At 67.9% G+C, this 21,386-nt stretch carries 17 protein-coding genes; 14 read left to right on the plus strand and 3 right to left on the minus strand.

The features are described 5' to 3' along the window. Positions 1 to 19 precede the first annotated feature (19 nt). From WT60_RS23715 to WT60_RS23765, 11 genes are all read left to right on the plus strand, one after another. Entirely contained in the window at positions 20 to 727 is a 708-nt protein-coding gene (locus WT60_RS23715) for a phosphoribosylanthranilate isomerase (protein ID WP_226383219.1), read from the plus strand. A gap of 69 nt (positions 728 to 796) precedes the next feature. Beyond that, a complete protein-coding gene (gene trpB, locus WT60_RS23720) occupies positions 797 to 1,990 on the plus strand; it encodes a tryptophan synthase subunit beta (RefSeq protein WP_038743549.1) in 1,194 nt (397 codons plus the stop codon). Between the two features lie 9 nt (positions 1,991 to 1,999). Then, positions 2,000 to 2,848, plus strand: a complete 849-nt coding sequence (locus WT60_RS23725; protein WP_038743551.1) for a site-specific DNA-methyltransferase — start codon at positions 2,000 to 2,002, stop codon at positions 2,846 to 2,848. Positions 2,849 to 2,889: 41 nt separating this feature from the next. After that, positions 2,890 to 3,705, plus strand: coding sequence for a tryptophan synthase subunit alpha (gene trpA, locus WT60_RS23730; RefSeq protein ID WP_059576484.1), 816 nt, complete (start codon positions 2,890 to 2,892; stop codon positions 3,703 to 3,705). An 83-nt stretch (positions 3,706 to 3,788) separates the two neighbouring features. Next, positions 3,789 to 4,661, plus strand: coding sequence for an acetyl-CoA carboxylase, carboxyltransferase subunit beta (accD, locus tag WT60_RS23735; RefSeq protein WP_038743556.1), 873 nt, complete (start codon positions 3,789 to 3,791; stop codon positions 4,659 to 4,661). A gap of 112 nt (positions 4,662 to 4,773) precedes the next feature. Beyond that, positions 4,774 to 6,087 carry a bifunctional tetrahydrofolate synthase/dihydrofolate synthase gene (gene folC, locus WT60_RS23740; RefSeq protein ID WP_038743868.1) on the plus strand — a complete coding sequence of 438 codons (1,314 nt, stop codon included), beginning with the start codon at positions 4,774 to 4,776 and terminating at the stop codon, positions 6,085 to 6,087. Between the two features lie 29 nt (positions 6,088 to 6,116). Next, positions 6,117 to 6,941, plus strand: coding sequence for an SPOR domain-containing protein (locus tag WT60_RS23745; RefSeq protein WP_060355672.1), 825 nt, complete (start codon positions 6,117 to 6,119; stop codon positions 6,939 to 6,941). 6 nt (positions 6,942 to 6,947) lie between these two features. After that, positions 6,948 to 7,442, plus strand: a complete 495-nt coding sequence (locus WT60_RS23750) for a CvpA family protein (RefSeq protein WP_059576261.1) — start codon at positions 6,948 to 6,950, stop codon at positions 7,440 to 7,442. 52 nt (positions 7,443 to 7,494) lie between these two features. Further along, on the plus strand, positions 7,495 to 9,030 hold the full coding sequence (gene purF, locus WT60_RS23755; protein ID WP_038743561.1) for an amidophosphoribosyltransferase: 1,536 nt from the start codon (positions 7,495 to 7,497) through the stop codon (positions 9,028 to 9,030). 176 nt (positions 9,031 to 9,206) lie between these two features. Then, positions 9,207 to 10,478 (plus strand): O-succinylhomoserine sulfhydrylase, encoded by a 1,272-nt coding sequence (locus WT60_RS23760; RefSeq protein WP_186448654.1) that lies wholly within the window; start codon positions 9,207 to 9,209, stop codon positions 10,476 to 10,478. A 244-nt stretch (positions 10,479 to 10,722) separates the two neighbouring features. After that, the gene (locus WT60_RS23765) at positions 10,723 to 11,100 is read left to right on the plus strand and encodes a cupin domain-containing protein (protein ID WP_059576255.1); all 378 of its coding nucleotides are present in this window, start codon (positions 10,723 to 10,725) and stop codon (positions 11,098 to 11,100) included. On the opposite strand, the gene WT60_RS23770 is transcribed toward WT60_RS23765, so the two are convergent. Genes WT60_RS23770 through WT60_RS23780 form a run of 3 tightly spaced genes read right to left on the minus strand, consistent with a single transcriptional unit; the run spans position 11,085 to position 14,176 of the window. Then, complete coding sequence (locus WT60_RS23770) at positions 11,085 to 12,053, minus strand: NAD-dependent epimerase/dehydratase family protein (RefSeq protein ID WP_060355673.1); 969 nt, start codon at positions 12,051 to 12,053, stop codon at positions 11,085 to 11,087. The two genes, WT60_RS23765 and WT60_RS23770, sit on opposite strands and share 16 nt — an antisense overlap. Continuing rightward, positions 12,040 to 13,083, minus strand: a complete 1,044-nt coding sequence (gene gmd, locus WT60_RS23775; protein WP_038743568.1) for a GDP-mannose 4,6-dehydratase — start codon at positions 13,081 to 13,083, stop codon at positions 12,040 to 12,042. The genes WT60_RS23770 and gmd overlap by 14 nt, the downstream gene beginning before the upstream one ends. Before the next feature lie 34 nt (positions 13,084 to 13,117). Beyond that, positions 13,118 to 14,176 (minus strand): acyltransferase, encoded by a 1,059-nt coding sequence (locus tag WT60_RS23780; protein ID WP_060355674.1) that lies wholly within the window; start codon positions 14,174 to 14,176, stop codon positions 13,118 to 13,120. A gap of 557 nt (positions 14,177 to 14,733) precedes the next feature. Between WT60_RS23780 and WT60_RS23785 the strand changes: the two genes are divergently transcribed. Genes WT60_RS23785 through WT60_RS23795 form a run of 3 tightly spaced genes read left to right on the plus strand, consistent with a single transcriptional unit; the run spans position 14,734 to position 20,870 of the window. After that, a complete protein-coding gene (locus WT60_RS23785; protein ID WP_038743572.1) occupies positions 14,734 to 16,896 on the plus strand; it encodes a hypothetical protein in 2,163 nt (720 codons plus the stop codon). A 48-nt stretch (positions 16,897 to 16,944) separates the two neighbouring features. Next, the gene (locus WT60_RS23790) at positions 16,945 to 18,411 is read left to right on the plus strand and encodes an oligosaccharide flippase family protein (RefSeq protein ID WP_038743574.1); all 1,467 of its coding nucleotides are present in this window, start codon (positions 16,945 to 16,947) and stop codon (positions 18,409 to 18,411) included. Beyond that, positions 18,408 to 20,870: a glycosyltransferase gene (locus WT60_RS23795; RefSeq protein WP_060355675.1), complete on the plus strand. Its 2,463-nt coding sequence runs from the start codon at positions 18,408 to 18,410 to the stop codon at positions 20,868 to 20,870. The genes WT60_RS23790 and WT60_RS23795 overlap by 4 nt, the downstream gene beginning before the upstream one ends. Positions 20,871 to 21,386: the final 516 nt, after the last annotated feature.

A 21,386-nucleotide genomic window follows, 5' to 3' on the forward strand; every position in this document is an offset into this window, starting at 1 on the left:
GACCGACAAGACGAAGACAATGGACGATACGCTCGCCGCGGGTGCGCGCGACGACGTGCTTGCCGCCGCGCCGCCGCCGCGCACGCGGATCAAGCTCTGCGGGCTGTCGAAGCCCGGCGACGTCGATTGGGCGGCCGAGCTGGGCGCCGACGCGATCGGCCTCGTGTTCTACCCGAAAAGTCCGCGCGCCGTGACGATCGACCAGGCGGCCGCGCTTGCCGCGCGCGTGCCGCCGTTCGTGTCGGTCGTCGGATTGTTCGTCAATTCGACCGAGGACGAGATCGCGCGCGTCGCGAACGAAGTGCCGCTCACGCTGCTGCAATTCCACGGCGACGAGACGCCCGCGCAATGCGCGTCGCTCGCCGCCGCGGCGCGCCTGCCGTGGCTGCGCGCGCTGCGCGTGGGCGTGGCGGCCAGGCCGGCCGATTTGGTAGAATCGGCTCTTCACTATTCGGCAGCACGCGGCTTGTTGTTCGACACCCTCGTCGAGCACTACGGCGGCAGCGGCAAGGTCTTCGATTGGTCACTTATCCCAGCAGAGCTCGCGCGTCGGGCCGTTTTGAGTGGTGGGTTGAACGCGCAAAACGTCGGTGATGCGATCCGTCAGGTGCGCCCGTTCGCGGTCGATGTCTCGAGCGGCATCGAAACGCCGGGCGCGAAGGGCGTGAAGGATCGCGCCCGCATGGCGGCGTTCGTGCGCGCGGTGCGCGACGCGGACGCCGGGTGATGCCAGCCCGCGCGGCGGGCGCCGGAAACGAGAACCGGCGCGCCGCGCGGTCGAACCGAGAGTGACGTCATGTACAACCTTCCCGATGATCGTGGCCATTTCGGCCCATATGGCGGCGTGTTCGTCGCCGAAACGCTGATTCACGCGCTCGACGAGCTGCGCGCCGCGTACGAGAAATTCAAGAACGACCCCGACTTCGTCGCCGAGTACAACCGCGAACTGAAGCATTTCGTCGGCCGTCCGTCGCCGATCTATCACGCGCAGCGCTGGAGCGACACGCTCGGCGGCGCGCAGATCTACCTGAAGCGCGAAGACCTGAACCACACGGGCGCGCACAAGGTGAACAACGTGATCGGCCAGGCGCTGCTCGCGAAGCGGATGGGCAAGAAGCGGGTGATCGCCGAGACGGGCGCGGGCCAGCACGGCGTCGCGACCGCGACGATCTGCGCGCGCTTCGGCATGGAGTGCGTCGTCTACATGGGCGCGGAAGACGTGCGCCGCCAGGCCGCGAACGTCTATCGGATGAAGCTGCTCGGCGCGACCGTCGTGCCCGTCGAATCCGGCTCGCGCACGCTGAAGGACGCGCTCAACGAAGCGATGCGCGACTGGGTCACGAACATCGAGAACACGTTCTACATCATCGGCACGGTCGCGGGCCCGCACCCGTATCCGATGATGGTGCGCGACTTCCAGCGCGTGATCGGCGACGAGTGCAAGGTGCAGATGCCCGAGCTCGCCGGGCGGCAGCCTGACGCGGTGATCGCGTGCGTCGGCGGCGGCTCGAACGCGATGGGCATCTTCTATCCGTACATCGACGATCAATCGGTGCAGCTGATCGGCGTCGAGGCGGCGGGCGACGGCCTCGACACGGGCCATCACGCGGCGTCGCTGATCGCCGGCAGCCCCGGCGTGCTGCACGGCAACCGCACGTACCTGCTGCAGGACGACAACGGCCAGATCATCGAGACGCACTCGGTGTCGGCGGGCCTCGACTATCCGGGCGTCGGCCCCGAGCACGCGTGGTTGAAGGACAGCGGCCGCGCGCAGTACGTCGGCATCACCGACGACGAAGCGCTGAAGGCGTTCCACGACTGCTGCCGGATCGAGGGGATCATCCCGGCGCTCGAATCGAGCCACGCGATCGCGTATGCGACGAAGCTCGCGCCGACGCTGCCGAAGGACAAAGTCCTGCTCGTCAACCTGTCGGGCCGCGGCGACAAGGACATGCACACGGTCGCCGAGCGATCGGGCATCGCGCTCTGAACCCGAACGATGCGTGACCTGATCGAAGAGCCGGCGGGCGGCGCGGCGAGCGGGGCGGAAGCGGTTCCGGCCGCGGACGCCGCTCGCGCGCGGCCGGCCGGCATCGAACTCATCAACCGCGATTTCCTGACTGAAGCCGCGAGCCTGCCGGACGCGTCGATCGACCTGATCGTCGCCGATCCGCCGTACGGGCTCGGCAAGGATTACGGCAACGACTCGGACAAGCGCTCCGGCGACGACCACCTCGCGTGGACGCGCGAGTGGCTCGAACTCGCGATTCCGAAGCTCAAGTCCACCGGCTCGATGTACGTGTTCTGCACGTGGCAGTACGCGCCCGAGATCTTCAGCTTCCTGAAGACGAGGCTCACGATGATCAACGAGATCATCTGGGACCGGCGCGTGCCGAGCATGGGCGGCACGACGCGCCGCTTCACGTCGGTGCACGACAACATCGGCTTTTTCGCGGTGTCGAAGGGCTATTACTTCGATCTCGATCCGGTTCGCATCCCATACGACGCCGATACGAAGAAGGCGCGCTCGCGCAAGCTGTTCGAAGGCAGCAAGTGGCTCGAGCTCGGCTACAACCCGAAGGACGTGTGGTCCGTGTCGCGCCTGCATCGCCAGCATGCGGAGCGGGTCGACCATCCGACCCAGAAGCCGCTCGAGATCATCGAGCGGATGGTGCTCGCGAGCTGCCCGCCGGGCGGCCGCGTGCTCGATCCGTTCATGGGCAGCGGCACGACCGCGGTGGCCTGCGCGCGGCAGCGGCGCGGCTTCGTCGGCTACGAGATCAACGAAAGCTATTGCGCGATCGCGCGTGAGCGCGTGGCGGCGCTCGCGGCGCCGATCGACGCGTAAGCGTCGCCGCGCGCGCGATAGCGTACGATTTGGAAAAAACCATGTCCCGTATTCAGAACACCTTCGCCGCACTCGCCGCCCAAGGCCGTAAAGGGCTGATTCCGTTCATCACCGCGGGCGATCCCGATCCGGCGAAGACGGTCGAGCTGATGCACGCGCTCGCCGAAGGCGGCGCCGACGTGATCGAGCTCGGCGTGCCGTTCTCCGACCCGATGGCGGACGGCCCCGTGATCCAGCGCTCGTCCGAGCGCGCGCTCGCGAAGGGCGTGACGCTCGCCGGCGTGCTCGGCGACGTGAAGCGCTTCCGCGAGCGCGACCAGAAGACGCCCGTCGTGCTGATGGGCTATGCGAATCCGATCGAGCGGATGGGCGAGGACGCGTTTGCCGCGGCCGCGCGCGACGCGGGCGTCGACGGCGTGCTCGTCGTCGACTATCCTCCGGAGGAATCGCACGATTTCGCCGCGAAGATGCGCGCGGCGGGCATCGATCCGATTTTCCTGCTCGCGCCGACGTCGACCGACGACCGGATCGCCGCCGTCGGCCACGTGGCGAGCGGCTACGTCTACTATGTATCGCTCAAGGGCGTGACGGGCGCCGGAAATCTGGATGTTTCCAGCATTGCGGGTAAAATCCCGGCCATCAAGTCGCGCGTGCCGCTGCCGATCGGGGTCGGTTTCGGCATCCGCGACGCCGCGACGGCGCGCGCGGTGGCCGAGGTGGCGGACGCCGTCGTGATCGGCAGCCGCCTCGTCCAGTTGCTGGAGCAGGCCGCGCCGGAGAACGCCGCCGCCGAACTCGAGGCGTTCGTCGCCGAGCTGCGCGCCGCGATCGACGGCGCGGCCGAGCCGGCCGCGTAAGCGACGCGCGGGACACGTCAACACAAGCTGACCGCGGGCCGGGGGCAGAACGCCCGGCCCGCCACCGAACAGGAAACCATACGATGAGCTGGCTCGACAAACTGTTGCCGCCGAAGATCAAGCAGACCGATCCGAAAAGCCGCAAGGGGATTCCCGAGGGCCTGTGGGTCAAGTGCCCGTCGTGCGAAGCGGTGCTGTACCGTAACGACGTCGACGCGAATCAGCACGTGTGCCCGAAGTGCGATCACCACATGCGGATCGGCGCGCGCGAGCGCCTCGACGCGCTGCTCGATCCGGAGGGCCGCTACGAGATCGGCCAGGAGATCGTGCCGGTCGATTCGCTGAAGTTCAAGGACAGCCGCAAGTATCCTGATCGTCTGAAGGAAGCGATGGACGAGACGGGCGAGACCGACGCGATGGTCGTGATGGGCGGCGCGATCCACACGCTGCCCGTGGTCGCCGCGTGCTTCGAGTTCTCGTTCATGGGCGGCTCGATGGGCTCGGTCGTCGGCGAGCGCTTCGTGCGCGGCGCGCAGAACGCGCTCGAGCAGCAGGTGCCGTTCATCTGCTTCACCGCGTCGGGCGGCGCGCGGATGCAGGAAAGCCTGCTGTCGCTGATGCAAATGGCGAAGACCACCGCGATGCTGACGAAGCTCTCCGAGGCGAAGCTGCCGTTCATTTCGGTGCTGACCGATCCGACGATGGGCGGCGTGTCGGCGAGCTTCGCGTTCTTGGGCGACGTCGTGATCGCCGAGCCGAAGGCGCTGATCGGCTTCGCGGGCCCGCGCGTGATCGAGCAGACGGTGCGCGAGAAGCTGCCGGAAGGCTTCCAGCGCGCCGAGTTCCTGCTGACGACGGGCGCGATCGACATGATCGTCGACCGCCGCAAGATGCGCGACGAGATCGCGCAACTGCTCGCGCTCTTGCAGCGCCAGCCGGCCGACGCGCTGGCTTGACGGCCGCGCGCATGATCGCACCACCGCGCGTCGCTCGGCTTGCGCCGAGCGGCGCGTTTGTTTTTTCGGCGGATTCTCCCGGACTCGCCGCTTTGACTCGCAGTTGAATTCGATGAGCACTTTTCCCACTCTCGACGCGTGGCTCTCGCATCTCGAAAGCGCGCATCCCGTCGGCATCGACATGGGCCTGACCCGCATCGGCCAGGTCAAGGACGCGCTGAAGCTCGCGTTCGCGTGCCCGGTGGTCACCGTCGGCGGCACGAACGGCAAGGGCTCGACCTGCGCGTTCGTCGAGACGATTCTCGTGCGCGCGGGCTATAAGGTCGGCTGCCACACGTCGCCGCATCTGCTGCGCTTTAACGAGCGCGCGCGCATCGACGGGCGGATCGTCGAGGACGCCGAGCTGCTGCCGCACTTCGAGGCGGTCGAGGCGGCGCGCACGAGCCTGCCGGAGCCGGTGTCGCTCACGTATTTCGAGTTCACGACGCTCGCGATCATGCACCTGTTCGCGTCGCGCGGGCTCGACGCGGTGATCCTCGAAGTCGGGCTCGGCGGCCGGCTCGACGCGGTCAACGTGATCGACACCGATTGCGCGATCGTGACGAGCATCGACGTCGACCACATCGAATACCTCGGCGACACCCGCGAGAAGATCGCGTTCGAGAAGGCGGGCATCTTCCGCGCCGGCAAGCCCGCGATCTGCGGCGACCCGGCGCCGCCGCAGACGCTCGTCGACCACGCGGCGGCGATCGGCGCGGACCTCTGGCTCGTCGGGCGCGACTTCCGCTTCGCGACGCAGCCGGGCAGCGAGCGCCAGCAATGGACGTACGTCGGCCGCGACAAGCGCTATCCGGCGCTCGCGTATCCGGCGCTGCGCGGCGCGAACCAGCTGCTCAACGCATCGGCCGCGCTCGCCGCGCTCGAGGCGCTGCGCGAGCGTCTGCCCGTGTCCGCGCAGGACATCCGGCTCGGGCTCGCGAACGTCGAGTTGCCGGGGCGCTTCCAGGTGCTGCCCGGCAAGCCGCTCGTGCTGCTCGACGTCGCGCACAACCCGCACGCGGCCGCGGTGCTTGCGCAGAATCTCGACAGCATGGGCTACTACCCGTACACGCACGCGGTGTTCGGCGCGATGGCCGACAAGGATCTCGCCGGAATCGTCGCGCGCCTGAAGGGCTCGATCGATCACTGGCATCTGACCGACCTGCCGTTGCCGCGCGCCGCGTCGGCCGACGTGCTCGAGCGCGTGCTGCGCGGCGCGGGCGTCGAGAGCGGCGCGCAGCACAGCGTCACGCGCCACGCGAGTCCGGCCGACGCGTTCCTCGATGCACTAAAAAGCGCATCCGACAATGATAGAATCTTGGTTTTCGGTAGCTTCTACACGGTAGCGGGCGTGATGCCCGTCGTGGACCGCCGCCATGACCACTGACTGACGAGTAGCTTCGGGTTCAGCCATACATGGGAATTTTCTCGTTCGGCAAGAAAGAGGACGACGCGCCGCAAAGGCGCGGGTCGCGGTCCGGCGCCCGGGCCGTGCGCACCGAACGCGTGGAGCGCCGGTCGCGCCGCACCGAGCGGCCCGACACCGACGCACTGCTGCTCGATCCGACCCTTCCTGAAAAACAACGCGCGCGCCGGCGCCTCGTCGGCGCGATCGCGCTCGTCGTCGCCGCGGTGATCGTGCTGCCGATGGTGCTCGATTCGCATCCGAAGCCCGTCACCGACGACGTCCAGATCGACATTCCGAACCGTCCGTCGCACCAGGCGGCCGCCGCGAACGACGAAGACGCGTCGGACCTCCAGGCGGGCGTCGCGCACGACGAGCCGCCCGCGTCCGAAACGGCCGCGACCGCGAGCGTCGCGCCCGCCGCGCCGGCGCCGGCGCCCGCGCCCGTCGCGACCGCGAAGACGGACGCGAAGCACACGCAGGACGCGAAGCACACGCAAACCGCCGCCGCGAAGGCGCCGAGCGCCGCGCAGAAGCCGGCCGCGCAGCCGTCGCAGGATGCCGCGGCGGCGCGCGCCTCGGCCGACGGCGACGCGTCGTCGCCCGCATCGCCGCCCGGCGCGCGCTTCGCGCTGCAGCTCGGCTCGTTTCGCGACGACGCGACCGCCCGCGCCTGGGCGGCGAAGTTGAAAGCGGCGGGCGTGCCCGCGTATGTCGAGCATCGCAAGCAGGCCGACGGCAGTACGGCTACACTGTTGCGCGCGGGGCCGTTCGCCGATCGCGCGGCCGCTTCCTCCGCGATCGCGAAGGTGCGCGAAGCGGGCCTCACGCAGTAAAGGGCGATGCTGACCGCTTTCGATTACGCCGTCCTGCTGGTGATCGGTCTGTCGGCGATGCGCGGCGCGTGGCGCGGCTTCGTCGGCGAGATCTTCGGCCTGATCGGCTGGATCGCCGCATTTTTGATCGCGTGCCGATTCGTCGGCGTCGTGCTGCCCTACATTCCGGCGACTTGGCCGGGCGGCGCGTTGACCCAGTGGGTCGTCGCGTTCGCGTTGATCGTCATCGGCGTCGTGCTCGTCGCGGGCGTCGCGAACGCGTTGCTGTCGCGGATCGCGCAGGCGACGGGCCTGGGCGGCGTCGACCGGTCGCTCGGCATGATGTTCGGCCTCGTGCGCGGCGTGCTGCTCGTGCTGCTGCTCGTCGCCGGGGCCGGCTTGACCGAGCTGCCGAAACAGGATTTCTGGCGCGACGCGTTGTTGCGTCCGTTCGCCGAACAGGGCGTGCGCGAGCTGAAGCCGCTCTTGCCCGACGGGCTCGCTGCGTACATTCACGTCTGATCCGCGCGAGCGCACCGACCGAACCGTTTTTTGTATCGTTGAAGGACATGCCATGTGCGGCATCGTAGGCGTTATCTCCCAGTCTCCGGTCAACCAGCTCGTCTATGACAGCCTGCTGCTGCTGCAGCACCGCGGTCAGGACGCGGCGGGCATCGCGACGGCGGACGGCAGCAATTTCCACATGTACAAGGCGAACGGCATGGTGCGCGACGTGTTCCGCACGCGCAACATGCGCAGCCTGCCCGGCACGGCCGGGATCGGTCAGGTCCGTTATCCGACGGCGGGCTCCGCGTCGAGCGAAGCCGAAGCGCAACCGTTCTACGTGAACGCGCCGTTCGGCATCATCCTCGCGCACAACGGCAATCTGACGAACTGGCAACAGTTGAAGGACGAGATGTTCCGGATCGACCGCCGCCACATCAACACGAATTCCGACAGCGAAGTGCTGCTGAACGTGCTCGCGCACGAGCTGCAACTGTCGACGACGGGCCTCGAGCTCGATCCGGATTCGCTGTTCAAGGCGGTCGCGGGCGTGCACCGCCGCGCGCACGGCTCGTACGCGATCGTGTCGCTGATCGCGGGCTGCGGCCTGCTCGCGTTCCGCGATCCGTTCGGCATCCGCCCGCTTTGCATCGGCAAGCTCGAGACCGAGCAGGGCACCGAGTGGATCGTCGCGTCGGAATCGGTCGCGGTGGAGGGCATCGGCTTCGAGTTCGTTCGCGACGTGCAGCCGGGCGAGGCGGTCTTCATCGACGTGAACGGCAAGTTCCACAGCCGCCAGTGCGCGGACAAGCCGAGCCTGAACCCGTGCATGTTCGAGTACGTGTACCTCGCGCGTCCGGATTCGTGCCTCGACGGCGTGCCTGTGTACAACGTCCGCCTGCGCATGGGCGACTACCTCGCCGAGAAGGTCAAGCGCGAGCTGCCGAACGTGCCGATCGACGTCGTGATGCCGATTCCCGATTCGTCGCGGCCGGCGGCGATGCAGGTGGCGGCGAAGCTCGGCGTCGAGTACCGCGAAGGCTTCTTCAAGAACCGCTACGTCGGCCGCACGTTCATCATGCCGGGCCAGGCGGTGCGCAAGAAGTCGGTGCGCCAGAAGCTCAACGCGATGAGCATCGAGTTCAAGGACAAGCACGTGCTGATCGTCGACGATTCGATCGTGCGCGGCACCACGTCGCACGAGATCGTGCAGATGGCGCGCGACGCGGGCGCGAAGTCGGTGATCTTCGCGTCGGCGGCGCCGCCCGTGAAGTTCCCGAACGTCTACGGCATCGACATGCCGACGCGCGGCGAGCTCGTCGCGCACGGCCGCACCGACGAGGAAGTCGCGAAGATCATCGGCGCCGATTACCTGATCTATCAGGACGTCGACGATCTGCGCCGCGCGGTGCGCGACATCAATCCGTCGCTCGAGCGCTTCGAGGCGTCGTGCTTCGACGGCGAGTACATCACGGGCGACGTCACGCCCGAGTATCTCGACGCGATCGAGCGCGCGCGTCTCGCGCCCGCGTCGCAGGCCGATCGCGATTCGAACGGCGAAGGCGCCGAGCGCTCGCAGATGAACCTGCAGCTGTCGGTCGAGTGAGCGCCCCGCGCACATGACCGAAAAGGCGTGATACGATGAGGCCTTGCGTCGATTTGATTTCAGCTTGCGGACGCGGGGCAACCCAAAACAGCTAAAGCGAAGGCCGGTGAGCAGCGCCACGCCGGCCCGAGTCGATAGCTGTTCGTACCGCACACTAAGCCCGCTGATGCCGACGCATGAGCGGGCTTTTTGTTGGTCTGCGCATTCGCCGCGCGGCGCGCACGGCGGCGATGCGCTTGAAAACGGATGAACGGAACATGGACGATTCTCTCAACTTCGACACGCTCGCCGTGCGCTCGGGCACGCTGCGCAGCGAATTCAACGAACATTCGGAAGCGCTCTTCCTGACGTCGAGCTTCTGCTACGCGAGCGCGGCCGAGGCGGCCGAGCGCTTCAAGCATTCGGAAGACTATTACACGTACTCGCGCTTCACGAACCCGACCGTCACGATGTTCCAGGATCGCCTCGCGGCGCTCGAGGGCGGCGAGGCGTGCATCGCGACCGCGTCCGGGATGGCGGCGATCACGTCGGTCGTGATGGCCGCGTTGCAGGCGGGCGACCACCTCGTCAGCTCGCGCAGCCTGTTCGGCTCGACGCTCGGGCTGTTCGGGCAGATCTTCGCGAAGTTCGGCATCGAGACGACGTTCGTCGATCCGGCCGATCTCGACGCATGGCGCGCCGCCGTGCGCCCCGAGACGAAGATGTTCTTCCTCGAGACGCCGTCGAACCCGATGACCGAGCTCGCCGACATCGAGGCGATCGGCAAGATCGCGAAGGCGGCGAACGCGCTGTTCGTCGTCGACAACTGTTTCTGCAGCCCGGTGCTGCAGCAGCCGCTCAAGCTCGGCGCGGACGTCGTGATGCACTCGGCGACCAAGTTCCTCGACGGCCAGGGCCGCGTGCTCGGCGGCGCGCTCGTCGGCTCGAAGGCGTTCATCATGGAGAAGGTGTTCCCGTTCGTGCGCACCGCGGGGCCGACGCTGTCCGCGTTCAACGCGTGGGTGCTGCTCAAGGGCATGGAGACGCTGTCGCTGCGCGTGAACCGGCAATCGGAGAACGCGCTCGAGATCGCTCGCTGGCTCGAGGCGCATCCGGCCGTCAAGCGCGTGTTCTATCCGGGGCTCGAATCGCATCCGCAATACGCGCTCGCGAAGCGCCAGCAGAAGTCGGGCGGCTCGGTCGTGTCGTTCGAGCTGAAGGGCGACACGCCCGAGCAGCAGCGCGCGAACGCATGGCGCGTGATCGACGGCACGAAGATCGTGTCGATCACCGCGAATCTCGGCGACACGCGCACGACGATCACGCATCCGGCGACGACGACGCACAGCCGCATCACGCCTCAGGCGCGCGAGGCGGCGGGGATCACCGAGGGGCTGATCCGGCTTGCGGTCGGGCTGGAGGACCCGGCGGACATTCGCGACGATCTCGCGCGGGGGCTCGAGGGCTGACGCTGAAAATCTTGCGGCGCGCACGCATGCATGGCGCGTGGCGCGCGCGTCGAGCCGCATCGCCTTGCTTCGCATCGCTTCGCTTTGTTTCGCCTTGCTTCGCCTTGCTTCGCTTCGCGCGGTGCCGCGTGAAGCGTGGGAGCGAGCCGCGACACACCGCACCGGGCCGCGACGCGCCGCCTTCGGCGCGTTCGCGCCAACTGCTAAGCTGGCCGTTCGAATGCATCGAACCAGAAGCGTCCCCATGTTTCAAGCCGGCATCGGCATCAATTTCGAAGCGGCGTTGCGCGACGTGGCTGAATACTGGTCGCCGCGCGTCGTCGGGCGCGTGAACGATCAGTACGTGAAGGTCGCGAAGCTGAAGGGCGAATTCACATGGCACAAGCACGCCGACGAGGACGAGATGTTCCACGTCGTCTACGGCAGCTTGCGCATTCGATTCGAGGATCGCGACGTCGTGCTGAACGCGGGCGACTTCTGCATCGTGCCGAAGCACACGATGCACAACCCGGTCGCCGGGGAAGCGTGCGGGATCGCGCTGATCGAGACCGTCGCGACGCTGCACACGGGCGACACGCCGCGGCCGCTCGCGAAGAGCATCGACGCTCAGCTGGCCGGCTGACCCTCGCGCGCGACGATTGTCGAGCGCATGTCGTCGTACATCCATCGCAGCGTTTCGTCGAGCGGCGTGCGGTGCGTGTCGCCGATCGCGCCGCGCAGCTTCTGCCGCGAACCGACCAGCTTCTTCACTTCGTTCGCGCGCACGAAGCGCGGATCGACGCTAACGGCGATCACGTAGCCTGCGATACGCGCGAGCATCGCCAGCACCTCTTTCAACGCATAGCCGCGCTCCGCGCATACGTTGAACGTCTCGCCCGCCGGCGCGGCGTCGATGAGCCGCGCGTACGCGTCGACGACGTCGCGCACGTCGGAGAAATCGCGGCTCACGTCGAGATTGCCCAGCGAGATGCGCGACTCGCCGCGCGCGTAGTGCGCGACGAGCTTCGGCAGCAGATACGCGTCGCTCTGGCCGACGCCCGTGTAGTTGAACGGTCGCGCGATCACGATCGGCAGGCGGTCGAACCAGAGCCTCGCCATGTATTCCATCGCGAGCTTGCTGACCGCGTAGTCGTTCGCCGGCGACGGCGGCGTCGTTTCATCGAGCACTTCGGTCGGCGCATTGCCGTAGACGTTCGCGCTGCTTGCGAGCAGCACCGCGTTCGGGCGCGTGTCGAGGCCCTCGAGCGACGCGAGCAGGTTGCGCGTGCCGACCACGTTGACGAGGTACGTATCCTGCGGATTGCCGTGCGCGACATGCGCGCGCGCCGCGAGATGCACGACCGCGTGCGGCCGGGCATCGGCGACCGCCGCGTGCAGCGAGTCGACGTCGAGCAGATCCGCCTTCACGCATCGCCAGCGCCGCAGCAGCGGATCGCCGAGCACGTCGGTGTTGGGGGCGACCGTGCCCCACACGTCGTAGCCGTCCGCTTCGAGGCGTGCGGCGAGATGGCGCCCGGTGAAGCCTGCGATGCCGGTGACGAGCGCGCGACGCGCGCCGGGTTCAGAAGGTTTCATGGTGACTGTTGCGCGTGATGTCGGCCTCGACCATCATACGGCACAGCGCTTCGAGCGTCGTCTGCGGCGTCCAGCCGAGCTTTTCCTTCGCCTTGTCCGCACAGCCGATCAGCAGATCGACTTCGGCGGGGCGGTAGAACTTCGGATTCACCGACACGAGCACGTTGCCCGTCGCGGTGTCGATTCCGCGCTCGTCCTCGGCCTTGCCGCTCCATTCGAGTTGATAGCCCGCCGCCGCGAACGCCATCCGCACGAAATCGCGCACCGTCTCGGTGCGGTTCGTCGCGAGTACGTAGGTGTCGGGCTCGTCCGCCTGCAGCATTCGCCACATTCCTTCCACGTATTCGAGCGCGAAGCCCCAATCGCGCTTTGCGTCCATGTTGCCGAGCTCGAGCCGGCTCGCCTTGCCGAGCTTGATCTTCGCGACGGTGTCGGTGATCTTGCGCGTGACGAACTCGCGGCCGCGCAGCGGCGACTCGTGATTGAACAGGATGCCGCTCGAGCCGAAGATGCCGTACGACTCGCGGTAATTGACCGTCGTCCAGTGCGCGAACAGCTTCGCGACGCCGTACGGGCTGCGCGGATAGAACGGCGTGCTCTCGGTCTGCGGAATCGCCTGCACCTTGCCGAACATCTCCGACGTCGACGCCTGGTAATAGCGCGTCTTCGGGTTCACGATGCGAATCGCCTCGAGCAGGTTCAGCGCGCCGAGGCCCGTGACGTCGGCCGTCGTCGTCGGTTGGTCGAACGACACGCCGACGAAGCTCTGCGCGGCGAGGTTGTACAGCTCGCCCGGCCGGGTCCGTTCGATGAGGCGCAGGCTCGAACCGAGATCGGTCAGATCGTGCTCGACGAGCGTCAGGTTCGGATGCTTGTCGACGCCCAGTTCGGCGATGCGCCAGAAGTTGACCGAGCTCGTGCGGCGATACGTGCCGACGACTTCGTAGCCCTTGTCGAGCAGGAGCTTCGTCAGATAAGCGCCGTCCTGGCCCGTTATCCCGGTGATGATCGCCTTGCGTGCTTGGGTCATTGCGGTTTCCTAATCGAACGATGGGGGAATCGGATCATGCGGACGCGCCCGCGAGCGCCAGCCGGGGCGCGCCGCGCGTCAGGCGCCGCTCGAAGCCGTACCAGCTCGCGCTCGCGTACGCGAGCGTGATGCCGAACGCGAGCGCCGCCGTCAGGTAGCGGTTCAGATGCAGCGGCCAGAGCGCGTACAGCACGCTCAGGTGGACCAGATAGATCGTGTAGCTGACGGTGCCGACATAGACGAGCGCCGGATTCGTCAGCACGCGCTGCACGAGGCCGCGGCCGCGGCCGCGCAGCGCGATCACGACGATCGACGTGCAGAGCACGAGCGAGATGCTGTAGAGCGCCGCATTGGAAAGCGGCGTGTTCGCCGCGCGAAAGCGCGGATACGACAGATGCAGCCACGCGAGCACGGCGAGCGCCGCGCAGGCGGCGGCGATCGCCGCGCCGTAGTACGGCTCGAGCGCGCGGCGGTCGCGGCGCAGCACGACGGCGATGAGCGCGCCCGCGGCGAGCAGATCCATCCGGAACGGCGTCAGGTAGTAGATCGGCCAGAACGAATCGAACCACGGCGTCGCGATCGCGCGCAAGAGCGGCGCGGCGGCGATCAGCGCGGCCGCGACCCACGCGAGCGCGCGCTCGGGAACGAGCAGCACGACGAACGGCCAGAAGATGTAGAACTGCTCCTCGACGGCGAGCGACCACAGCACGTTCAGGCTTTCGTGCCCGATGCCGCCGAGCGACAGGCCGATGTTCGTCGAGAAGAACGCATACCAAGGCCAGTGCCTGGCCCACTCGACGCCGAACAGCAGCGACGACGCGACGAGCAGCAGCAGATACGGCGGCAGGATGCGGCGCACGCGGCGCGCGTAGAAGTAGCCGAAGTACGATTCGCCGCGCGCCTTGCGCTCGAGCAGGATGCCGGTGATGAGCAGGCCGCTCAGCACGAAGAAGAGATCGACGCCGATCCAGAGCGGCGCCTTGAGCGCATGCTGGAAGAACACGGCGAGCACGGCGAACGCACGCAGGCCGTCGAGCTGGACGATGCGGCCGGCGTGGGCGGGCGGGGCAACGAGCGTATCGCGAGTCGTCATCGGGCGTGGGGGCGGACGACGACGATTCGATGCGGGCCGCGCGCGGCGCTTCCGTCGCTCGGATCATCGTGCATCCGCTGAAATAAATGAAAGATCGAACTGAAATCGATTCTAGGGAAAAGAAATCGGCAAAAAAACGCGCCGAGATTCGTTCGACTTTCTCCGATACGGCGCGGCGACCGGGGCGGCCGCGTGAGCGGCGAACGCGGCGTGAAATTCGATTCCGATCTTTTTTATCGTGCGCACATCGCAGTGCGGCATTTCCTACGCGGCCGGCGCGGGCCGCCGGTCGTTCCTGCCGGCGCAGGGCCGCATGAAACGGCTAGAAACGATCATTCGATACGCGATTGCACATCGAAATATCCGCAAATATTTCCAAATTTCTTGTGAATATTTTTGCTTGTAACCTGCTTCGCATCGTTTGAAACCTATTTTGCGATGCGTGCATGCGTCGCAAACGCACGAGCGTTTCGCGCGTTTGGCTCGCATTTGCGCCGGACGCGCGCCGGCGTTTCGTCACGGTCGAAGGGAGAGGCGTTTTGCGACGTTTGATGCTAATGGGAGTGGCGGCGTGCGCGGCGGCGGCGTTCGCGGGCGCCGCGCAGGCGGAGAACGTGCTGCCCGCGACGACGTCGTGGATCGGCAATACCTATGGTTACGGCGACGGCACGTGGACGCAGATCGACATTCGCGCGATCGCGGTCACGCCCGACGGCAAGGTGTACACGAACGCGCCATGGGACGAGAGCGGCGCGGAGGCGAGCGTCTATCAGGACGGCAAGATGCTCGGCTTCGCGGGCGGCACGCACGGCTGGGGCAACGCGGGCGGCAGCGCGATCGCGGTCAACGGCCGCTATGCGTACGTGGCGATCGCGGTCGGCAACGAGAAAGGGCGGCTCGTCTCGCCGGGCATCTGGCCGGACAAGGGCCGGCAGTGGTACGGGATCTCGCGCCGCGAGATCGGCGACGTGAAGCAGGCCGCGCCGTTTCGCAGCGCGAAGGCGGGCGATGCGCGCGCGAAGCTCGCGGCGAGCTTCCTGATGGTCAACGACGTGCCGACCGACACGCGCGCGGAAGTCGCGGGGCTCGCCGCGAACGACAGCGTGCTGTACGCGACCGATCCGCTGCACGACACCGTCGGCGTGTACGACGCGCAGACGATGCAGAAAAAAGGCTCGTGGAGCGCGCACGAGCCGGGCCGGATCGCGCTCGCGGGCGACGGCACGCTGTGGCTGCTGACCGACACGGTGAACGGCCCAGCGAAGCTCGCGCACGTGCGCCCCGACGGCCGCGCGATCGACGACGCGCCCGAGCTGCCGCCGGGCACCGACGCCGTGGACGTCGCGGCCGACGCGAAGGGCCGCGTGCTGATCGCCGACAACGGCCCGCGCCAGCAGATCCTGATCTTCTCGAAACCCGCCGACGGCGGCTATGCGATGTCCGGCACGCTCGGCGAGCGCGGCGGCATCTTCTCGGGCTACGCGGGACGGCCGGGGCCGCAGCGCTTCAACGGGCTGACGGGCGTCGGCGTGGATCGCGCGGGCAACGTCTACGTCGCGACGAACGGCATCGGCCCGCGCCACGGCACGATCGGCGCGGGGCTCGGCAGCACGCTCGAGAGCTACGCGCCCGACGGCCGGCTGCGCTGGCAGGTGCAGGGCCTGTTGTTCGTCGACGGCGCGTGGATCGATCCGGGCCGCCCGAACAGCGTCTACACCGGCAACAAGCGCTTCGAGCTCGATCTGTCGAAGCCCGTCGGCAAGGAATGGAAATATGCGGGATTCCTGTCGAACCGCTTCAAGTATCCGGACGATCCGGTGTTCAACACCGATCAATGGCCCGGCATGCCGTTCGCGCGCAAGGTCGCCGGCCGCACGTTCCTCTATCTGACCGACATGTACGCGGATCATCTGAAGATCTACCGCTTCGATGCGAAGCGCGACGGCGAGACCGCGATTCCGTCGGGGCTGCTCGCCGGGCGCGCGCGGCCCGTCGACAAGGTGCCGAACCGGCCGTCGGGCGGCGACTGGATCTGGCGCGACGCGAACGGCAACGGCCGCTTCGACGAAGGCGAATTCGAGCTGAACACGACCGGCAAGGGCATGGCGGGCGGCTGGGGCTGGTGGGTCGACACGAGCGGCGACATCTGGCGCACGAGCGACACGCGCGGCATCCGGCGCTTTCGTTTCGGCGGGCTCGACAAGGCCGGCAACCCGATCTACTCGTACGACAAGCTGACGACGTATCCGACGCCCGCGCCGTTTACCGAGCTGCGCCGCGCGCTGTACGACGCGTCGAGCGACACGCTGTACGTGACGGGCTACACGGCCGACGCGCCGCGCGTGGGCGGCCTGTCGAAGGAGGTGGGGCGCGTGCTCGTGCGCTTCGACAAGTGGTCGAGCGGCACGCCCGTCGTGCGCTACCAGGTTTCGCTGCCGTGGCAGCTCGACGCGAAGCCGATCTTCACGCTGATCGGGCTGACGCTCGAGGGGCGCTATCTGTTCGGCGTCGAGCCGGTCGGCACCGTGCACGTGTACGACAAGGACAGCGGCCGCGAACTCGGCGTGATCAAGCCGGGGCCGGAAGTGGGGCGCGCGTCCGGCTGGGTCGACGTGCCGTTCGGCATCAGCGCATACCGGCGCGAGAACGGCGAATACCTGATCTTCGTCGAGGAGGACGCGCGCGGCAAGGTGATGATGTATCGATGGAGGCCGCAATGATCGGCGCAGCGGCGAAAGCGGCCGCGAACGCAGCGGGGCGGCGCGGCCATGGATAAAGGCATTCTGAAGAACGTCGCGATCAATTTCTTCGGATTGATCTTGCCGACTTTCGTGTCGCTCGTGACGGTGCCCGCGTACATCAAGGCGCTCGGCGTCGAGCGCTACGGCGTCGTGAGCCTCGTGTGGACGCTGATCGGCTATTTCGGAATCCTCGATCTCGGCATGAGCATGGCCGCGCAGAACCACATCTCGAAGGCGCTCGCGAGCGGCGACGCGAAAGAGAGCGCGCGCGTGTTCTGGAGCGCGTTCTGGCTCAATCTCGCGACCGGGATCGCGGGCGGCCTTCTGATCTACTTCGGCGCGTTCCTGTACACCGCGTACTTCACGAAAGTGTCGGTCGAACTGCAGCACGAGGTGTATCTCGCGCTGCCGTGGCTCGCGCTCGCGATTCCGCTCGCGAACGTGTCGTGGGTGTTCGCGGGCGCGATCAACGGCGCCGAGCGTTTCGGCGTGTTCAACACGAACCAGACGATCGGCACGTTCCTGTTCCAGCTGATGCCGCTCTTCGCCGCGTGGCTCGTCGCGCCGACGCTGCAGGTCGTGCTCGCGGCGGCCGTCGGCGCGCGCTTGATCGCCGCCGTGATGCTCGGCGCGGCAAGCATGAAGGTGCTCGGCATCCGCAGGATCGAGCCGCCGCAGCTCGGCACCGCGAAAGGGCTCTTCAATTTCGGCGGCTGGATGCTGATCGCGAGCACGACGAGCATGATCGCCGACACGCTCGACCGCGTGATGCTCGGCGCCGGGCTCGGCGCGAAGTACGTCACGTATTACACGGTGCCGCAGAACCTCGTCACGCGCCTGAACATGCTGCCGAACGCGCTCGTGCGCACGCTGTTTCCGCGGCTGTCGGCGCTCGGGCGCGATCACGCGGACACGCTCGTCAAGCAGTCGCTCGAATTCCTGAACGGCGTGTTCACGCCGATCGCGATCGCCGCGATCTTCGCGCTCGGGCCGTTTCTCGCGCTGTGGGTCGGCAGGGATCTCGCGGAGCTGTCGGCGCCCGTCGGGCGCGTGCTCGTGATCAGCGTGTGGCTCGTCGGCCAGGCGAGCGTCACGCGCATCCTGATCCAGTCGCAGGTCAACCCGGCGCGCGCGGCGGCCGCGGGCCTCGTGCAGATGCCGTTCTTCGTCGGCGCGCTGTGGGTCGGCATCCATCATTTCGGGCTGATCGGCGCGGCCGTCGTCGTCGCGGCGCGCGCGCTCGTCGATTACGGCGTGCTGCTGTATCTGTCCGCGATCCGGATGCGCGCGATCGCGCTCGACATGTTCGCGCACCTCGCATTCCTGCTGGCGAGCCTGTACGTCGCGCCCGCGCTGCCGGGCCTGGCCGCCGCGATCGCCGGATGCGCGGCGGCGGTCGCGCTGAACGTCGGCTGGTCGATCACGATGACGCCCGGCATGCGCGCGCTCGCGCGCAGCGTGCTCGTGCGCCTGAACTCGAGGAAGAGCGTATGAATCGCGATCTTGCAGAACATCCGTTGCAACGCGCCGCGACGTTCCAGGACGTCGAGCGCGCCGCGCGCGACGCGCGCGTCGCCGATGCGCCGCCGCCCCCGCTCCGTGCGCGCGATGCGGCCCGGCCGCTGCGCGTCGCGATCGTCCATGACTGGCTCGTCACCTACGCGGGCGCCGAGCGCGTGCTCGAGCAGATCGTCGCGTGCTTTCCGGACGCGGATCTCTTCAGCCTCGTCGATTTTCTCGACGACCGCACGTTCCTGCGCGGCAAGCCGGTCACGACGTCGTTCATCCAGAAGCTGCCGTACGCGCGCACCAAGTACCGCAGCTACCTGCCGCTGATGCCGCTCGCGATCGAGCAGCTCGACGTGTCCGCTTACGATCTCGTCATTTCGAGCAGCCATGCGGTCGCGAAGGGCATTCTCACCGGGCCGGACCAGGTGCACGTGAGCTACGTGCATTCGCCGATCCGCTATGCGTGGGACCTGCAGCATCAGTACCTCGAACAATCGCAGTTGACGCGCGGGGCCAAATCGGCGCTCGCGCGGCTGATCCTGCATTACATCCGCAACTGGGACGTGCGCACGTCGAATTCGGTCGACCGCTTCGTCGCGAACTCGGCGTTCATCGCGCGGCGCATCCACAAGGTCTATCAGCGCGACGCGGCGGTCGTGTTTCCGCCCGTCGACGTCGACGCGTTCACGCTGTCGACGCACAAGGAAGACTTCTATCTGACCGCGTCGCGGATGGTGCCGTACAAGAAAATCGATCTGATCGTCGACGCGTTCGCGCAGATGCCCGAGCGGCGGCTCGTCGTGATCGGCGACGGCCCCGACATGCGCAAGATCCGCGCGAAGGCCGCGCCGAACGTCGAAATCATGGGCTATCAGCCGTTCTCGGTGCTGCAGGACCGGATGCGCCGCGCGAAAGGGTTCGTGTTCGCGGCCGAGGAGGATTTCGGGATCTCGGTCGTCGAGGCGCAGGCGTGCGGCACGCCCGTCATCGCGTTCGGCAAGGGCGGCGCGCTCGAGACGGTGCGCGACGCGGCGTCGCACGAACGGCCGACCGGCGTGTTCTTCGACGAGCAGAGCGTGCGCGCGATCGTCGAAGCGGTCGACGATTTCGAGCGTGCGCCGGGCCGTTTCACGCCGGAGGACTGTCGCGCGAACGCCGAGCGGTTCTCCGCCGCGCATTTCCGCCGGCGCTTCGTCGCGCAGATCGATGCGCTCCTGCCGAACGCGCAGGCGCGCGCGAAGCGCGCGGACGCGACGCGGCCGAGCGGCCGCGCGGCGCTCGCGGCGAGCGGCCTGAAGGCGCTCGTGCTCGACCAGAGCGGCGTGCTGGGCGGCGCCGAGCTGTCGCTGCTCGAAATCATGAAGCATCTGCGCGATTCGGCCGACGTCGTGCTGTTCGACGACGGCCCGTTTCGCGCGGCGCTCGACGACGCGGGCGTGCATGTCGACGTCGTCGGGCAGCGCGCGCTAGCGGGCGTGCACAAGCAGGGCGGCGTGTCGCTGCGCGCGGCGGGCAGCCTGCTCGCGCTCGTGCGCGAGGTGGCGCGCCGCGCGCGCGAGTTCGACGTGATCTACGCGAACACGCAGCGCGCGATGGTGGTCGGCGCGCTTGCCGGGCGGCTCGCGCGCAAGCCGGTCGTCTGGCATTTGCGCGACATCGTCAGCGACGCGCATTTCGGCCCGAAGCAGCGGCTCGCGATCAAGCAATGCGCGCGGCTCGGCGTGACGCGCGTGATCGCGAACTCGGACGCGTCCGCGCAGGCGTTCCTCGCGCTGACGGGCTTCGATCGCCGCGCGGTGCAGGTCGTCTTCAACGGGATCTCGGCCGAGCCGTTCGTCGCGCTGGAACCGGTGCGCCAGGCCGCGCTGCGCGTGCGCTTCGGCCTGCCGGCCGATGCGTGGATCGTCGGCTCGTTCAGCCGGCTCGCGCACTGGAAGGGGCAGCACGTGCTGCTCGAGGCGGCGCGGCTCTATCCGGACATGCACGTCGCGCTCGTCGGCGCGCCGCTGTTCGGCGAGGACGAATACGCGGCCGAGCTGCGCGGCTTCGTCGCGCTGCACGGGCTTGGCGAGCGCGTGCATTTCCTCGGCTTTCAGCGCGACGTCGCCGCGTGCATGAAGGCGGTCGACGTCGTCGCGCACACGTCGATTACGCCCGAGCCGTTCGGCCGCGTGATCGTCGAGGGAATGCTCGCGAAGCGGCCGGTCGTCGCGGCGCGCGCGGGCGGCGTCGTCGAGATCGTCGACGACGACGTGAACGGCCTGCTCTGCGAGCCCGGCGACGCTCATGCGCTCGCCGATGCGCTCGCCGCGCTGCGCACCGATGCGGTGCTGTGCGAGCGGCTCGTCGCGAGCGGTTACGACACGGCGGTGAGCCGTTTCGGTACGCGGACCTATGTCGAGCAGGTCGAGCGGATTCTCGTCGAGACTGCGCGGCGGCGGTGAAACCGGTTTGCCGTGAGCGGACGGTCGGGCGGGGTTCGGGCGGGTCGGCGCGGGCTCTTGTGCGACTCGCTTGTCGTTTGTCGCTTGTCATGTCGGCATGTGCCGGCACATGCCGTCACGCGTCGATGCGATGAGGAGCCGAGCGCGCGCTGTCGTCGTGGTCGCGCAATGGACGCCGCCGTGCCGACTGTGGAAATGCCGATTGATCCGTTCCCGCGCTCTGTCGAGACTCGGCGGCCTTGCCCAAGCTCGACTGGTCTAAGTTAGGCGAATCGCACAAACGCTGGCTCGAACGTTTGGGACAACCATGTCGCCGGCGCGCATCGCGCCCGCCATCCCACTTCGTTGCATGCGTCGCATCGAGGGCAGATGCGTGGATTGCGTCGTTATCGGCAATATCGCTGTCCCGACACCGGGATTGTTGCGTGGCTGTTCATGTCGCCGGGCAAAGCATCCGCCGGGCTCGCGCGGCCGTTTGACGTCGATTCGTTCGGCGGCGTTCGGCTCGGGGCGCGA

This window comes from Burkholderia sp. MSMB617WGS (assembly GCF_001532025.2).
GTDB classification, from domain to species: Bacteria; Pseudomonadota; Gammaproteobacteria; order Burkholderiales; family Burkholderiaceae; genus Burkholderia; species Burkholderia savannae.

Bases quoted from the DNA above. Each gene is read 5' to 3' on its own strand.
- WT60_RS23760 (WP_186448654.1), top strand. From the start codon at position 9,207: ATGAGCGGGCTTTTTGTTGGTCTGCGCATTCGCCGCGCGGCGCGCACG.
- WT60_RS23780 (WP_060355674.1), bottom strand. From the start codon at position 14,176: ATGACGACTCGCGATACGCTCGTTGCCCCGCCCGCCCACGCCGGCCGC.
- accD (WP_038743556.1), top strand. From the start codon at position 3,789: ATGAGCTGGCTCGACAAACTGTTGCCGCCGAAGATCAAGCAGACCGAT.
- purF (WP_038743561.1), top strand. From the start codon at position 7,495: ATGTGCGGCATCGTAGGCGTTATCTCCCAGTCTCCGGTCAACCAGCTC.
- gmd (WP_038743568.1), bottom strand. From the start codon at position 13,083: ATGACCCAAGCACGCAAGGCGATCATCACCGGGATAACGGGCCAGGAC.
- WT60_RS23725 (WP_038743551.1), top strand. From the start codon at position 2,000: ATGCGTGACCTGATCGAAGAGCCGGCGGGCGGCGCGGCGAGCGGGGCG.
- WT60_RS23750 (WP_059576261.1), top strand. From the start codon at position 6,948: ATGCTGACCGCTTTCGATTACGCCGTCCTGCTGGTGATCGGTCTGTCG.
- WT60_RS23795 (WP_060355675.1), top strand. From the start codon at position 18,408: ATGAATCGCGATCTTGCAGAACATCCGTTGCAACGCGCCGCGACGTTC.
- folC (WP_038743868.1), top strand. From the start codon at position 4,774: ATGAGCACTTTTCCCACTCTCGACGCGTGGCTCTCGCATCTCGAAAGC.
- WT60_RS23790 (WP_038743574.1), top strand. From the start codon at position 16,945: ATGGATAAAGGCATTCTGAAGAACGTCGCGATCAATTTCTTCGGATTG.
- WT60_RS23770 (WP_060355673.1), bottom strand. From the start codon at position 12,053: ATGAAACCTTCTGAACCCGGCGCGCGTCGCGCGCTCGTCACCGGCATC.
- WT60_RS23785 (WP_038743572.1), top strand. From the start codon at position 14,734: ATGGGAGTGGCGGCGTGCGCGGCGGCGGCGTTCGCGGGCGCCGCGCAG.
- WT60_RS23765 (WP_059576255.1), top strand. From the start codon at position 10,723: ATGTTTCAAGCCGGCATCGGCATCAATTTCGAAGCGGCGTTGCGCGAC.
- WT60_RS23715 (WP_226383219.1), top strand. From the start codon at position 20: ATGGACGATACGCTCGCCGCGGGTGCGCGCGACGACGTGCTTGCCGCC.
- trpB (WP_038743549.1), top strand. From the start codon at position 797: ATGTACAACCTTCCCGATGATCGTGGCCATTTCGGCCCATATGGCGGC.
- WT60_RS23745 (WP_060355672.1), top strand. From the start codon at position 6,117: ATGGGAATTTTCTCGTTCGGCAAGAAAGAGGACGACGCGCCGCAAAGG.
- trpA (WP_059576484.1), top strand. From the start codon at position 2,890: ATGTCCCGTATTCAGAACACCTTCGCCGCACTCGCCGCCCAAGGCCGT.